The organism is Niabella hirudinis (genome assembly GCF_051201075.1).
GTDB classification, from domain to species: domain Bacteria; phylum Bacteroidota; class Bacteroidia; order Chitinophagales; family Chitinophagaceae; genus Niabella; species Niabella hirudinis.
The window spans coordinates 88,659-102,001 of sequence record NZ_JBPEHJ010000006.1; the positions used below are offsets into that span (position 1 = coordinate 88,659).

Consider the following 13,343-nt stretch of genomic DNA (forward strand, 5'->3'; position numbering starts at 1 on the left):
CACAAACGATTGTTCAATTGGTTTCATCACATAGTTGGACTATCTTTGCAAGTGCCGTTGACCTACGGTTCATTTTTAAACCAATCCATGCATTATGGATGACTTTATTGCGGCGCGGTCGCAAATGGCGCTTTCACTGGGGTTTCACATTATTTTCTCCTGCATCGGCATGATCATGCCTCTTTTTATGGCAGTTTCGCATTTTAAATGGCTCAAAACCGGAGACATTGTTTACCGGAATGTAACCCGTGCCTGGAGCCGCGGTGTGGCCATTTTTTTTGCCACTGGCGCTGTTTCCGGTACGGTGTTGTCCTTTGAACTGGGGCTACTCTGGCCGGAGTTCATGAAGCACGCGGGCCCTATCTTTGGCATGCCCTTTTCATTAGAAGGCACTGCTTTTTTTATTGAAGCCATTGCCCTCGGGTTTTACCTGTACGGATGGAACAAATTTAATAAATGGTTCCACTGGTTTACCGGTGTCATCGTTGGCATTAGCGGGCTGGCATCGGGGATCCTGGTAATTGCCGCCAATGCCTGGATGAACAGTCCTGCAGGATTTGATTATATAAACGGGCAATACCTGAATATTGATCCCATTGCCGCCATGTTTAACGATGCCTGGTTTTCACAGGCCCTGCACATGATACTGGCAGCCCTTACTGCTACCGGGTTTGCCGTGGCCGGCGTGCATGCACTCATGATCCTGAAACGTAAGAATGTCTTGTTTCATACCAGAGCCTTTCGTATTGCCGCAGTCTTTGCCTGTGCCGGCGCTATCCTGCAGCCCTTTAGTGGTGATATCTCAGCCAAAGATGTAGCCAAACGTCAGCCGGCAAAACTGGCAGCCATGGAAGCTCATTTTAAAACAGAAGAAAAGGCGGCGCTCGTTCTTGGAGGTGTTCCGGATGAACAACACGAAACGGTGCATTATGCGCTAAGGATTCCCGGTGCTTTGAGTCTCCTGGCCCACGGTGATTTTAAAACGCCGGTAACCGGCCTGGATGCGTTCCCTAAAGACGTTCGCCCACCCGTTGCCATTACGCACTATGCCTTCCAGCTAATGGTGGGCCTGGGGATGCTGCTGCTGCTGATTGCTGTTTTTTATTTTTTTACGTTATGGAAAAAAAGAAAATGGCTGGAAAAACGATGGCTGCTGAAACTGTTTGCCGTTGCGATCCCTCTTGGTTTTATTGCTGTGGAGGCGGGCTGGACGGTAACCGAAGTAGGCCGGCAACCCTGGATCATCTATGGCATTATGCGCACGCGTGATGCCGTTACGCCCATGCCTGGCATTGTATACTCCTTCTATATATTTACAGCGGTTTATGTTTCACTGAGTATTGTAGTAATGGCCCTGTTATACCGGCAGGTAAAAATGGTGGGTAAATTATATGATGTAGCATAAAAATTTGATGTTTGAGGTTTATCGTTTTACGTCTGAGTTAATGACAAACCAAAAAAATAAACAATAAATAAAACATGCTTTATGTAGTTATGGCCTATTTGTGGGCATCGATCCTCCTTTATGTGTTAATGGGAGGCGCCGATTTTGGCGCAGGCATCCTTGAGTTTCTTTCTACAAGGAAAAGCAAGGAACAAACAAGAAAAGCCATGTACCGCGCCATTGGCCCAATATGGGAAGCCAACCACATGTGGCTGATCATTGCTATTGTGATCCTCTTTGTCGGCTTCCCTGTCATCTATTCCACAATATCCATCTACCTTCATATCCCATTGGTCATAATGCTGCTGGGCATTGTGGCCAGGGGCACAGCCTTCAGCTTTCGGAACTACGATGCGGTGCAGGATAAAATGCAGATGGTTTATTCCAAAACCTTTATGTATTCCAGTGTGATTACGCCTCTGTTCCTGGGCATTATTGCCGGCAGCGCCGTTGCCGGGAGAATCGACCCGCGGGCTACCCATTTCCCCGATGCCTATATTTTCAGCTGGGTGGGGGTGTTTCCTGCAACCGTGGGCATTTTTACCGTTACCATCTGTGGATTCCTGGCAGCTATTTTTATCATTGGGGAAACCAAAACTGAAGCGGAGCGGCGGCGCTTTATCCAGAAGGCCAAACACATGAGCCTTGCCGCTATTGGTGCTGCCCTGTTGGTACTGATTGCCGCACAACGGGATGGGGTTCCCCTGGCACACTGGCTTTTTGGGAACCCTGTAAGTATAACCTGCGTGGTATTGGCGGCCATTTCATTAATATGGATGTGGGTTTCACTCTTCCGCCAGGCAACAAAATGGCTGCGGATCATTGCCGGGGCACAGATCACATTGCTGCTGGTAGCTATTACTTATGAGCATTATCCTGTGCTGATCAACCTGAAAAATACAGACGGTTTATCCCTGTTGATACACAAGGGTACCGATAAAACGATCCATGCACTGGCTGTTGCGCTTTTGGCGGGAAGTATTTTTATTTTGCCGGCCCTGTTTTACCTGCTTTACAGCTTTAACAAGCAAGAAGAGACCGTTGATTAATGCGGCGTTGTTTCCGGTCGGCGCGAACACTAACCGGGGCGCGAGGGTTAACGAAAAAACGGCGCCAGCATAATTACTGCTGACACATAAGGTATACGCACTACAAAGCCCGGGCTTTTCGCCGTCCTTTGCCTTCCCAGGGAATAAAGGCGCCCAGTGTTCCCCTGAAACGCCGAAAAAATCCTTCCCGGTCCAGGATCGAGCGGAACGGCTGCACATAAGCGGGAGCCGGGTCAATGATGAGGTCAATATGATTATACTTCTTTAGTGTATCTACCATAAAAGGAATATGTATCACCGGGGTCCCGAACCTGCGCCGGGTAAATCCTTTTATCATAGACGACTGGAACGGGTCGGTAACCAGAGCAATGGACTTAAACCCCTCCTGCCTTGCGATCTGGTAGGAGTAAAACACATTTTCGGTACTGTGTTCCGCCCTGGTCTCATAAAAAATATGTGTTTCAGGAATGCCCAGTTGCTGCGCATAAAGTCCCATGATCCGTGCCTCATAATACGGCGAATAAACAGCTCCGCCCGAAAAAATAATATTCCGGATGATACCCTGGTTATAAAGCTGTACCGCCCATATCACCCTTCCTTTCATGACCGTATCCCATTTCCCGTTTTGGAACGGAACCCCCGGAACGATACCGGCATCAAAAGTCATTTTTTTTGAGAGGACTTCCTCGTATAAGCGCGTAGGTCGTTTTCTGTAAGAAACACATCCGTTTAAGGAAACCATAACCAATAATATACCCAATGCAGCGATGATTCTTTGTACCATTGATATTAAAAATACGGCAAAGTTTCTGATTGGAGCGAAGAGAGTTGAGACACGAGCGGCCAGCCGCTCTTTTTCAGCTTTTGGCCGCAACCCTTTTCCGGAGCCCAACCTCAAACCTGAAACAGCCCCTCTTCGGGAATCTAAAATATCCAATGAAAAATGTTAAATGTAGAAGTGGAGCGCCCGGTACAACATAGTACGCTCCCTTCGGGCCGGGAATGGAAATAAATCATTGAGTATAAAACGGCATCAAACATGAAATCTCAAACCTGAAACCGCCTTATCAATGCATCATTTCGCTCATATCCATTTTTTCCTGTTTCCCTTTTTTCTTCCTGATAAAAAGAATAAATGGAATACAGATCAGGAACATCAGCCCCAGGTAAAGGAATACATCCATATAGGAAAGAACCGTGGCCTGCTTGGTTACAGTAAAATCGAGGATCTTATGCGCCGAGCCCAGCGCCGCATCCGGTGTCATTCCCTTTGCCATAAAATTATGCTGCAAGCCACTTACCCGCTGCTGTACGTTCAGGTCGTTTACATCCAGTTTTGACACAAGGTCGTTGCGGTACAGCATATTCCGGTTGGCAATAAATGTTGTAATAGCTGCCACGCCAAAGGAGCCCCCCAACTGACGCATCATACCGGTAAATGCCGCCCCCTGGCCAATTTCCTGCCCCTTTAGGGTAGACAGGGCCAGCGTGGTAATGGGAATAAACAGCAGCCCTAACCCAACCCCACGCACGATGAGCATCCAGAAAAACGCATCCTTTCCGGTATCAGGGGTAATGATCTTATATCCCCAGAAACTATAAATAAAGAAGAGGAACAATCCTGTAGCCACCATATACTGCTGGGGCACGCCTTTAGCGATCATTTTCCCGATAAAAGGCATCATGAAGGCCGTTGCCAGCGTGGCCGGTATCATCAGCATGCCTGCCTGAAGCGCCGTCCAACCCAAAATACTTTGCGTATAGAGGGGAACAATAAACGTGGAGCCATATAGCCCGAAGCCGAGGATAAAGGACATCACGGTACCAATACGCAGGTTCCCGTTACGAAGTACCCTTAGTTCTACAATAGGATTTTTATAGGTAAGCTCCCGCCATATAAAAAAGAACAATCCTAAAACAGCGGTAATGGTTAATACAATGATTGCTTTACTGGTAAACCAATCATCTTCATGTCCTCTTTCCAATATGTATTGAAGGGACCCCACCGTTGCACTCAGCAGAAAAATGCCCAGCCAGTCTATTTCATGGGCCGCTTTCTTTTCTGCAAATTTAGGGCTGCGTACAAACTGCAATGTCAGCAACGTAGCAATGATCCCTAAGGGTATGTTTATATAAAATATATATGGCCAGCTAAAGTTGTCGACAATATACCCTCCGAGAGGCGGTCCCAGCGTAGGGCCCGCAATTACACCCAAACCATAAATAGCCTGCGCCATTCCTCTTTTTTCAATCGGGTACGATTCGGTGATAATGGTTTGAGAAGTAACCAGCAAAGCACCGCCACCTACCCCCTGCAGAAAACGAAACGCAACCAGTTCCCAAATACTGGTAGCATTGCCACACAAAAAGGAGCATATTGTAAACAATACGATTGAAACTGCAAAATAATTCCGTCGCCCAAACTGCTGCGAGAGCCAGCTGGTCATCGGTACAACAATCACATTGCCGATAGCGTAGGCCGTGATGACCCACCCAACTTCCGACAGGGTTGCGCCAAGGTTCCCCTTCATATCGTTTAGCGCCACGTTCACAATGGTACTGTCTACAATTTCAAGCAGTGCACAAATAATGGCCGTAACCGTAACAATCACGCGCCGGGCACCATATTCTACAAGAGAGTCTTGCTGTTGCATAAATTCAATAACTGTTTGTGGCGAGGAAGCAATAGTGAATGGGGAATGGTCAATGATGAGATGTTAATAATAAAATATCAATAGTAAAATGTCAGTGGTCAGTTGTCGACCGTGAAACCTGAGATGCGTGATTGCAAATATAAAGTGAGACTATTATTCATTGCCTATTAACCATTGCCGATTAACTATTAACTATTACCTATTGACTATTCACTATTGACTATTCACTATTGACTATTCACTATTGGCCATCGCCTTCTCACTAATTAAGATGCACATCAACCAGCACGTTCATGCCGGCGCGTAGCTTTTGTATTAGCGAATCATTCTTGTTCACAAATTCAATTCTTACCGGAACCCGCTGTACTACTTTTACAAAGTTACCACTGGCATTGTCAGCAGGCAACAAAGCCGATACAGAGCCGGTTGCCGGAGAAAAGGAACTTACCACACCTTCAAAATCATGTTTTGGAAATGCATCCACATTGATGGCTACTTTTTGTCCCGTTACCATGCGCGATAATTGTGTTTCTTTAAAGTTGGCCACCACCCATTTGTCGTTGTCAAGGATGATGCTGAACAGTTGTGCTCCGGCCTGGATAAACTGCCCTGTTTGGAGCGGCACCTTGGAAACCACCCCATCTTCATGTGCCACAATAACGGCGTAACTCAGGTTCAGTTTTGCGTTGGCCACATCTACTTCACGCTGATGTGCCGTTGCCATTGTAACGCCAATTTCCTTTGAGGTTGCTTTTGTCTGAAAGCTAACAGCTCCTGTTTGGGCAGCCGCCTGACCCCGCTGCTCCTTAAGTATGACCAGTTGGCGGTCTGCCGTTTGCTTGGCGGCGAGCGCCTGCTCGTATTGCTGCTGGGTGATGGAATGATCTTTTATCAGGTTTTCATAACGCTTCAGATCTTCCGTAGTACGCCATACATTTACCCTGGCTGCCTCTATCTGCGCATTGGCGGTTGCAACCGCTGCATTGGCTGTACTGATGCTTTTATGAGCCGCTTCCGTTCCCGCCCGGGCGGCAGCTATATTACTCTGCGCCGTACCGAGGGCCGCTTCTGCCTGTTCCAACGCCATTTGCAGATCCCTGGTATCCAGCACTACCAGTGTATCGCCTTTATGTACAAACTGATTATCTTTTACCTTTATTGCCGCAATGTACCCGGAGATCTTGGATATAACCGGGTTTACATTGGCTGCAATCTGCGCATCATCGGTATCCTCATGATGCTTGCCGTAGATATAGGCTTTAATACCAAAATAGCCGCCTCCCAGTATCAGCGCCGCAAGTATGATAAAGAATACGGGGCTCCGCTTTTTCTTTTGATTGGTTTCGTTTGGTTGAACTTGTTCCTTTGCCATGGTATAACGATTTTACAAATTTTTAAAACAACATGCCGGAGCTTTCCAGCAACTTCTGATGTGCCAGGGCCGCATCCGCCCTGGCATTTAATACATTGATCCTGGATGACAACAGCGCCACATTCGCATCCAGCAAATCGGTAATCGTAACAAGGCTGTTATCATATTTATTTTTTGTAATACGGTAATTTTCTTCTGCCTGGGTCAGCGATTTGGCATGCACCTCAATTTTTTTCCGGGCCAGCAGCGCATTCTGGTAATCCCTGTTGATCTGAAGACGGATATTGTCAGACAGCATTTCCCTGGATGCCGACAGCTGCAGCGCCTGCGCTTTTGCCTTTTTGATAGAGGCGCCGGTTTTCCATAAACTGGAGAGGCTGTATTGAACGCCCACCCCCGCATTCACCGCGTTGGTTACCGACAAAAATCCCGGTACATTTAATGCTATATACCCACCGGTAAGCGCCAGGGAAGGAAGATAATTGGCTTTTGCAGCCTTAATACCCAGGTCCGCCGCTTTTTGCTGATACCCCAGCGCTTTTATATCCTGCCGGCCCTCCGCCGCTTTGTCTTCATAATACGTATACGACTGCTCCTGCGGTACTTCGTTAATAAAGGCAGGGTCCACTTCTATTACCGTGTTTTCCGGCAACCCCAGCAACAAATCCATATTTACATTAGCTATCGTGTAGTTGCTTTGCGCTTCCAGCAGCCGTAGTTCTATATCGGAAGTTTGCAGCTGCGCCTTCAGGCGGTCGTTACGGGCCATCAGCCCATTATCTTCCAGCCGGATGAAATTGGAATCCCGGCTTTCAGAAGCCGCCAGGTTCTCCTTGATCACCGTAATTACCTGTGCAGCTTTAAACAGGTTGGTATACGCTTCGATAAGATTATAAACAATCGCATTCTGATCATTTCCCGCATTCAGCTTTTCGGCCTCCAGAAGGTATTTGGCAGACTGGATACCGTACCGGATCTTTCCGCCTGCATATAAAGGGAGCGATAGATTGGCAATACCATACATAGCCTGTGAAATTTCAGGGATCCCCCCACCGGAACTCCCCTCTTGCTTTTGTGTGGCCTTCATATCAATTTTGGCCGTTGTTAACCGCATATAAGATCCGCTGATCTTAAAATCCGGCAGCTGATGATTTTTTGCCTCCTCCAAAGCAGCGGTTGCTTCCAGTACTTTGGCCTGATCTATTTTTAAATGCTTGCTGCTTTGCAAACCAAGCTCCACCGCCTCCTTTACCGAAAGTTTTTTTACATCCTGAGCAAAAAGGTTATTGCTCAACATCGCCAGCATCGAAAACAAGATTGCAATGGCTGTTATTCTTTTATTCATCTGTTTCTTTTTTGTTGATCTTCATTGATCCTTTCCAAACGCCGGAAGGATCCACCAAAAAAATGACCATCGTATGATACCTTCTATTTATTTATCCGTTTCTTTCACCAGCAGGTAGCTTCTGACAATAGATTTCAAATGTGTTTTCAGCCGCGGAATGATCACTTTCAAAAACTCGGCTTCATCCCCGGGATCAATTCGGTACTGTTCGCAAAGAAACCGCTGAGTATTAAACGCCTGGTTAATGGTTCCGAAAACGGTTAGCGCCAGGATGGTAATGTCTACATTCTTTTTAAAAACACCTGCCTGTGCCCCGGCCTTGATGGCCCCTTTAATCAATGAGGTGTTTTTTAGTTTCAGGCTTTTTACGCCATCATACATCACTTTATTTTTCATGACCCCCTGTTCCCTTATCATCAGCAAATGAAAATGGCGGTTGGCCGCAATTGTATCAATATAGGTTTCAATAATGCGGTCAATTTTTTCAGCGGGGGTAACATTGCTGGCAAAGACGATCTCCTCCAGCCGGGTGCGCATGGTGGTTATATACTTAATAAAAATCGCTTCCAGCAACTTTTCCTTTGAACCAAAATAATAGGAGATCATGGCCACATTTACACCTGCTGAAGTGGCTACATCCCGCACCGATGTATTATCGAATCCCTTTCCGGCGAAGAGCTTTACCGCCGCCTCCATAATCTCCAGCTGCTTTTGAGTAAATTCTGCTGACACGTTTAAAAATTTCCTGCACGAAGTTAATTAAACAATCGTTTAATTAATCAAACGATTGTTTAATTTTTTATAAAATCGCAGAAAAATTAACCCACATCAAGCCCTGAAATTCAACCACTTAAAGCCGGGTGCGTTTGGCCATAAAGGCTCATTTGCTTCTATTTAATTGAAATACAAAAGGGAATACCGTCTCACTCAGGCTTGGAGACCATAGTAAATCAAGAGATTCTTTCCGCTAATTAATCCAGTGAGATTACCGGTTCATTTTTTATGGCAGCTGGTAGCGATGCCGGTAGCGGTCGTAGAGTTGTTTATGTTTATTATCAAGATTGATTTTGCGACCCTGGATATAGGCCTCCGTAACCACACTTTCCTTCATATCGAGGATATCTCCGGTGGTGATTACAATATTGGCATCCTTGCCTGCTTCGAGCGAGCCCGCGCGATCATCGATGCCGAGGATGCGGGCCGCATTCAGGGTAATGGCCTGCAGGGCTTCCTGCTTTGACAATCCATAGGCCGCCGCCGTACCGGCAAAAAAAGCCAGGTTGCGGTAGCGGGCCGAGGTTTCATCATCATTTAACGCAAAAAGTACCCCGGCTTTTTGTAATATGGCAGGGGTTTTAAAGGGCTGGTCCACATCATCATCTTCGAGGGTAGGCAATGCATGGATCGAATTCAGGATCACCGGGATATTGTTCTGCCTCAGAAGACCCGCCAGCAGGTAGCTATCGCTGCCCCCCACAATTACCACCTGAATGTCGAACGTTTTTGCAAGATCGATGGCCATCAGGATTTGCCGGGATATATTGGCGTTAATAAATAATTTTTGTTTTTTTGCAAACAGGGGCCGCAATGCTTCAAACTTCAGGTTCACTTCTTTTTTTTCGGCAGACCGGCTATACGCTTTTGCTTCCTGTAAAAACAACTTCAACGTTTCAATCCGTTTCATTCCTTCTTTTACCGGATCTGCAGCACCGGCGCGCGGCGACTTCAGCAACATCGGCAAGTCCAAAAACATGCCATTATCCGCCTTATACAGGGCATCTTCCCAGGTCCATGCATCTAATTGTACCACCGAGGAACTGCCCGTAAGCAGGCGTCCGGCGGGAACAATATTGGCCAGCAGGATCCCGTTTGACCTTAGCGTATTGATGACCCGTGAATCCGTATTGTAGGCCACAATGGAACGAACATCCGGGTTATAATCGCCCAGCTCATAATAATCATTGCTGCCTCTTACCCCGCTTATGATTTCCCGCAGCCCCAGGTCGGTATTGGCCAGGATCAGGCCCGGGTAAACGTGTTTGCCCGCGGCATCTACCTCTGCGGCTCCCGGCACCGCTTCAACCTGGTCCCCTACTTTTTGAATTTTTCCGTCTTTAATTACCACAACGCCGCCCTGTATCACCTGGCCGGTACCGGTGTGAACAATGCCATTGCGGATCACCAGGGTACCTTCTTGTTTCTTTGCAGGATACACATTATCCTGGGCTATTACCGGCACCGTAAAAAACAATACCATAATATATACTAAAAACTTCATCGGTTTAATTTTGAGATTTAAAATTCAAACGCATCTGCTGCCAGTACACCATCGGCATGTTCATGATCTTCGCAATGCAATACCACCTGGGCGGTTGGTTTTACCTGCACTGTGGGTACCCCGGCTTTTGTCGCCGACAGCATTTTCTGGATCAGGCGGTTGCGTTCTGCAGTTCTGTGCCCACGATTCTCACTGTCTTTTTGCCGGTCGAAGTAAACAGCGCCATCTACCATGGTGTATAGCGCCCGGGCATAAATGCTAAGCGGGTTGCTGCTCCATAATACGAGGTCGGCATCTTTTCCCACTTTGATGCTTCCAACGCGGTTGCTGATATGCAATGCCTTTGCAGGATTGAGCGTTACCATTTTAAAGGCTTCTTCTTCAGAAACGCCGCCGTATTTGATCGTTTTGGCCGCTTCCTGGTTCAGCCGCCGGGCCATCTCCGCATCATCGCTGTTGATGCAAACATTGAGCCCGAGCTGATGCATAATGGCTGCGTTGTAGGGTATCGCATCCCGCACTTCGTTTTTGTAGCCCCACCAGTCGGAAAAGGTAGATACATTAGACCCATGTTGTTTGATACGATCTGCTACCTTATAGCCCTCCAGGATATGCGTAAATGTATTTACTTTAAATCCATATTTTTCGGCTATATTGATCAGCCCGAGTATTTCACTTTGCACATAACTATGGCAGGTAATAAATCGTTTGTTGTTCAGAATTTCCACAAGGGCATCCAGTTCCAGATCCCGCCTCACCGTTTTATCGCCCGACTTTATGGCTTTTTCGTAATCGCGTGCCCGCTGAAAGGCATCATTGAGTACCTCGTACACGCCCATTCGCGTATCGGGATAACGGCTGTTACCCTGCGTGGCGGCTGTTCGTTTTACGTTTTCGCCCAGGGCAAATTTTATAAAGGGATCGGCTCCTTTAAACTTTAGTCCTTCGGCATCTGCTCCCCAGCGCAGTTTGATCAGCTGGCTTTGCCCGCCAATGGTGTTGGCCGATCCGTGCAGGATCTGGGAAGTGGTGACGCCACCGCTCAGTTGCCGGTAAATATTAATATCATCAGGATTCAGGTTGTCGCCGATCCGCACTTCCGAAGTAACCGACTGCGCCCCTTCATTGATAGAGAAAACGGCGATATGAGAATGTTCATCAATAATACCGGGCGTAAGATGTTTGCCGGTGCCATCAATTACCCGGGCCCCGCCCACAGAAAGTCCCTTTCCTACCTGTGCGATCTTTCCTTCTTTTACCAACACGTCCGTCTGCACCTGTATTCCCCCCGGTTCATTTGTCCATACAGTAGCGTTTTTTATGAGGATGGTTTCCGGCTGAGGCAGCATGGCCGTGCCATAGCTGCTGAAGGGGTAAACAGTTTGGGCTTCGGGTTTTATAAAAGTTTGTTTTGCTGAATCTTTTGTTGCAGGTGTTGAACTGATCTGCGAAGCCACCCAGCTCACCGGCGCTCCCTTTTCATTAGCGCCAACCCCCTGCCAACTGGCGCCATAGTTAACTCCGCTTAGCCGGATCAGCGCTCCGGCCTGTTTATTATCAAATACAGAATCTTTTTGTCCGGTGCCGATCACTTTGGTTGTTGGCTTTAACGAAAAGCTGAGGGAAACCAGGTTTCCGTCTGTACTAAACCTGGTAGTAAGCGCCTCCTGCGCCTTTACCGTGGCTGATGTATTATTCTTTACCTCCAGCTGATACTGCGTTACAGTACTTCCTTCGGTAATCGCCAGGGTGTATTGTCCTTTTAATTCACTGCTGTTCTTTGCGTTGATATCATACCGCTCGCCCTGTATCCAGTTTTCGAGTATACTTGTTTTTTCGGCAAACAGGTCACCGTTCGTGATCAGGAAGTTGGCCAGCCGCCCCGGTTCAAGGCTTCCTACTTTATCCGCGATCTTTAACAAGGTGGCGGGCGTTTTCGTTAAGGCCTCCAGCGCCGTTTTTTCCGAAAGCCCGTTCTGTATAGCTTTCCTGAGGTTGGGCCAAAAAGATTTCACATCCTTCAGGTCTGCCGTTGTAAGCGCAAACAGGATCTTCGCTTTTTCGAATACGGCCGGGTTGGTGGGCGCCAGTTCCCAATGTGCCAGATCGCTCCAGGCCACAAACCGGGCGTCGGCCGGGTCTTCCACTTTCTGCGCATCCGGAAAATTCAGGGAGAGGATATAGGGTGCTTTGGTAGCGGCGACCTCGCCGATTCGCTGGTACTCATTACCTCCTCCTTTTATAATGTACTGCACGCCAAACTCATCGCCAATGCCATCGGCCCTTAAGCCGCTCCACTTATCTGTTGTTTCAAAAACCTGTGGCAGGGATTGCTCATCATTCCATGCTTCCAGGGTTTTGTTAATGCCTTCTTTTTCCGGCCGGTTCTTATACCATTGTGCATCCAGGTAGTTTTGCCTTAACAAAGCCACGGCACCCATCATACTGGTGGGATAGCTTTGAGTAGATGAGCCTTTTGAAAAGGAATAGAATGCCGCAGCTTTTTCTTTCAGGATAACCATGTTCTCTTTTTTACCCGAAAGCGTAGCCACTACACCGGTACCCCGTGCAATGCCATCTTTCTGGTGTGAGAGCACGGTTCCAAAGCCCAGTTCTCGCAGTGGCTGGGCTTTGGAATCATCAGTACCAAAGAGGTCGGCTGCATTTACTTCGCTCCTGATCGCCTGGTTCCAGTTGTACGGTCCTTTGGTGTTACTATTAAATTGCTGAGGGCCAAAAAAAGCAAAAGTCCCGCCCGCCCGCTGGGTAGCCGAAACACCATAATCGCTGTACATGTCAATCAGCGAAGGGTAAATATATTTCCCCTTGCAATCAATCACTACTGCGTCCGGAGGAATACTGCCGTTGCCTGCACTAATGATCTTGCCCTCTTTTATCACCAGGGTGCCATTCTGAATGGTGGTGGAGGCATCTTTTATGATAGTGGCATTGGTAAAAGCAAAGCTCCCGGGCCGGGGATCGGCTACTCCATTTACCGGAAAGGTGGTCTGGGCCGCCGCCATCAGCCCCGGCAGCAGCCCCAGGAGCAACAACAATTTTTTCATCCGCAAATAATTTTTCAGGAAAATAGGAAAAATAATCGGTATCCCTGCCCTGAAATTGCATTGTCCTTAAATAGTTGTAGGAGACCCAATGATCTCCTACGGTACTCCTGCATCCTTGCAGCAGTATTATTAATTA

Annotated in this window: 9 protein-coding genes; 2 read left to right on the plus strand and 7 right to left on the minus strand. The window is 47.5% G+C overall.

Features of this window, described 5'->3' with window-relative positions; all coding sequences use genetic code 11:
* The first annotated feature begins 94 nt into the window (after positions 1 to 94).
* A complete protein-coding gene (locus GGU45_RS13195) occupies positions 95 to 1,405 on the plus strand; it encodes a cytochrome ubiquinol oxidase subunit I (RefSeq protein WP_435225418.1) in 1,311 nt (436 codons plus the stop codon).
* 74 nt (positions 1,406 to 1,479) lie between these two features.
* Positions 1,480 to 2,493, plus strand: a complete 1,014-nt coding sequence (locus GGU45_RS13200; RefSeq protein WP_435225419.1) for a cytochrome d ubiquinol oxidase subunit II — start codon at positions 1,480 to 1,482, stop codon at positions 2,491 to 2,493.
* Between the two features lie 100 nt (positions 2,494 to 2,593).
* Here GGU45_RS13200 and GGU45_RS13205 read toward each other — a convergent pair whose 3' ends face one another.
* The 7 genes from GGU45_RS13205 to GGU45_RS13235 form a co-directional block, all read right to left on the minus strand.
* Positions 2,594 to 3,277 (minus strand): YdcF family protein, encoded by a 684-nt coding sequence (locus tag GGU45_RS13205; protein WP_435225421.1) that lies wholly within the window; start codon positions 3,275 to 3,277, stop codon positions 2,594 to 2,596.
* 283 nt (positions 3,278 to 3,560) lie between these two features.
* Complete coding sequence (locus GGU45_RS13210) at positions 3,561 to 5,147, minus strand: DHA2 family efflux MFS transporter permease subunit (protein WP_435225423.1); 1,587 nt, start codon at positions 5,145 to 5,147, stop codon at positions 3,561 to 3,563.
* 262 nt (positions 5,148 to 5,409) lie between these two features.
* Positions 5,410 to 6,519 (minus strand): HlyD family secretion protein, encoded by a 1,110-nt coding sequence (locus GGU45_RS13215; protein ID WP_435225424.1) that lies wholly within the window; start codon positions 6,517 to 6,519, stop codon positions 5,410 to 5,412.
* Between the two features lie 22 nt (positions 6,520 to 6,541).
* The gene (locus GGU45_RS13220; protein WP_435225426.1) at positions 6,542 to 7,864 is read right to left on the minus strand and encodes a TolC family protein; all 1,323 of its coding nucleotides are present in this window, start codon (positions 7,862 to 7,864) and stop codon (positions 6,542 to 6,544) included.
* A gap of 87 nt (positions 7,865 to 7,951) precedes the next feature.
* Positions 7,952 to 8,596, minus strand: coding sequence for a TetR/AcrR family transcriptional regulator (locus tag GGU45_RS13225; protein ID WP_435225428.1), 645 nt, complete (start codon positions 8,594 to 8,596; stop codon positions 7,952 to 7,954).
* Positions 8,597 to 8,864: 268 nt separating this feature from the next.
* Complete coding sequence (locus GGU45_RS13230; RefSeq protein WP_435225429.1) at positions 8,865 to 10,142, minus strand: amidohydrolase family protein; 1,278 nt, start codon at positions 10,140 to 10,142, stop codon at positions 8,865 to 8,867.
* Positions 10,143 to 10,159: 17 nt separating this feature from the next.
* Positions 10,160 to 13,207, minus strand: coding sequence for an amidohydrolase family protein (locus GGU45_RS13235; protein WP_435225431.1), 3,048 nt, complete (start codon positions 13,205 to 13,207; stop codon positions 10,160 to 10,162).
* Between the last annotated feature and the right edge of the window lie 136 nt (positions 13,208 to 13,343).

Excerpts from the sequence above, each read along its gene's own strand:
- GGU45_RS13205 (WP_435225421.1), bottom strand. The coding sequence starts at position 3,277 with ATGGTACAAAGAATCATCGCTGCATTGGGTATATTATTGGTTATGGTT.
- GGU45_RS13235 (WP_435225431.1), bottom strand. The coding sequence starts at position 13,207 with ATGAAAAAATTGTTGTTGCTCCTGGGGCTGCTGCCGGGGCTGATGGCG.
- GGU45_RS13210 (WP_435225423.1), bottom strand. The coding sequence starts at position 5,147 with ATGCAACAGCAAGACTCTCTTGTAGAATATGGTGCCCGGCGCGTGATT.
- GGU45_RS13195 (WP_435225418.1), top strand. The coding sequence starts at position 95 with ATGGATGACTTTATTGCGGCGCGGTCGCAAATGGCGCTTTCACTGGGG.
- GGU45_RS13220 (WP_435225426.1), bottom strand. The coding sequence starts at position 7,864 with ATGAATAAAAGAATAACAGCCATTGCAATCTTGTTTTCGATGCTGGCG.
- GGU45_RS13230 (WP_435225429.1), bottom strand. The coding sequence starts at position 10,142 with ATGAAGTTTTTAGTATATATTATGGTATTGTTTTTTACGGTGCCGGTA.
- GGU45_RS13215 (WP_435225424.1), bottom strand. The coding sequence starts at position 6,519 with ATGGCAAAGGAACAAGTTCAACCAAACGAAACCAATCAAAAGAAAAAG.
- GGU45_RS13200 (WP_435225419.1), top strand. The coding sequence starts at position 1,480 with ATGCTTTATGTAGTTATGGCCTATTTGTGGGCATCGATCCTCCTTTAT.